The organism is Deinococcus sp. (assembly GCF_018260405.1).
Taxonomy (GTDB): Bacteria; Deinococcota; Deinococci; order Deinococcales; family Deinococcaceae; genus Deinococcus.
In genome coordinates, this window is sequence record NZ_JAGLBG010000243.1 from 1 (window position 1) to 774 (window position 774).

The window sequence follows — 774 nt, forward strand, 5'->3', positions numbered from 1 at the left end:
CCGTCTCCACAACGGATTTAGTCCGCATATGCGCCTGTGCACCTCGTTGGTTTTTGCTACACTGCGACACTTTCCGTATGATCACGGCGGGACGCAGTCGTCGCTCTGCCGCATTATTCGTCGGTGGAATCACCGGATCCTCCAGGAAACGCAGCAGTCGACCTTTCTCATGTTGCTTCCATAACCCAGAGCGGAGACGTTCGCTCTCTGGTGTTCGGAGATCCGTCCGACTCAGCAGCCGGGTGACCCTCCCCTGGACGAGTTCCCCTCGAAACCGGAACTGCCTTTCGGTCGTTTTCCCTTCCTGAAAGTCCCGATGGACTTTCAGTGCGTCCTGAAGATTTGCCTTCAGCCTCCACAGGTACACCAGTCCTCTTCCAGCACGCCCCTTCACCTGACCCACAACATCGCTGATGTTGCGCAGCACATGGGCCAGGCACTTCTGTTGCTTCATCCCAGCGAACTGCTGCGCGTCATACACGCTGTAGCGGTCACATACCAGCGTGCCCTGGAATCCATCCTTCAAGACAGCGTGCAACTCCGCAGCCGTGTGTCGCGGATTCACCTTGAACAGCACGACATTGCTGCTCTGGTAAACCCCCACCCAGGCCTGTTCCCCACCCACTCGCCAGCCCGTATCGTCGTGATGAACATAGGCCGCCTGACGGAGGTGCTGTTCCAGGCCCAGCACATGATTCGACAGCGGGCGTCCATCCTGGGCAAGCCGCATCGCGGCTTGATTGATGGCCCCCTGCGTCAATCTCAGGCCTACCA

1 protein-coding gene is annotated in these 774 nt (G+C 58.7%); it reads right to left on the reverse strand.

Translation table 11 applies throughout. The annotated features are described in order from the left end of the window. Positions 1-760: transposase (locus tag QZ269_RS13335; protein WP_291427177.1), on the reverse strand; the 760-nt coding region annotated here is incomplete at its 3' end. Positions 761-774 lie beyond the last annotated feature (14 nt).